Consider the following 693-nt stretch of genomic DNA (forward strand, 5'->3'; position numbering starts at 1 on the left):
GGTTCAATCGACCAGCCCGCGCGCCAGCGCCAGCCGGTGCAGGCCGCGCGCGGTCAGCGCCTCGGCGTGGGCGATCGCCTGCAAGCCGCGCGCCGCCAGCGCGCGCTCGTAGCGGCGGGTCAGCGCGGCGCTGCCGATCAGGTGGACGGTGCCGGTGGCCGGCGCGAGCCCGTTCAGTTCGTGGCCGACCAGCAGGCCCGACAGGTACGACGGTGCCGCCGCGCCGCTCAGCTCGCCGAACAGGCCGAGCGTGCGCACGCTGAAGAGCTGGTTCGGCAGGCCGCCGCTGCCGCGGCTGGTCTCGAGCCCGCGCGCGAAGGCGGCCTCGTCGTCGCCGGCGTCCTTGTCCATCAGCGCGCCGAGCAGGCTGTGCTGCGTCAGCAGTGCATAGAGCTCGCCGGTCATCGCGGTGTGCAGGCGCGTGATGCGGCCCTGCTCGACGGTGATCCACTTGCTGTGCGTGCCGGGCAGGCACAGCGTGTGCGGGCCGCTGCCCTGCAGCGCGTCGAGCAGGCCCAGCACCTGGGTCTCCTCGCCGCGCATCACCTCCGGCGTGCCGGTGTCGTCGTGCAAGCCGGCAGGCCGGTCGCTCATGCCGGGCGCGATGAACAGCTGGCGGCCCGGCAGTGCTGGCGCCTCGAACGCGAGCATGCCGGCGGCGATCGCGTCGGCCCCGGCCGGGCAGGCGACGTA

Annotated in this window: 1 protein-coding gene; it reads right to left on the reverse strand. The window is 74.9% G+C overall.

What is annotated here, in order from left to right; translation table 11 throughout:
• Positions 1-3 precede the first annotated feature (3 nt).
• The coding region (locus AC1D01_RS37470) for a 2-dehydro-3-deoxygalactonokinase (protein ID WP_477874998.1) at positions 4-693 on the reverse strand (690 nt) is incomplete at its 5' end.

The organism is Rhizobacter sp. P3_B12, assembly GCF_056402895.1.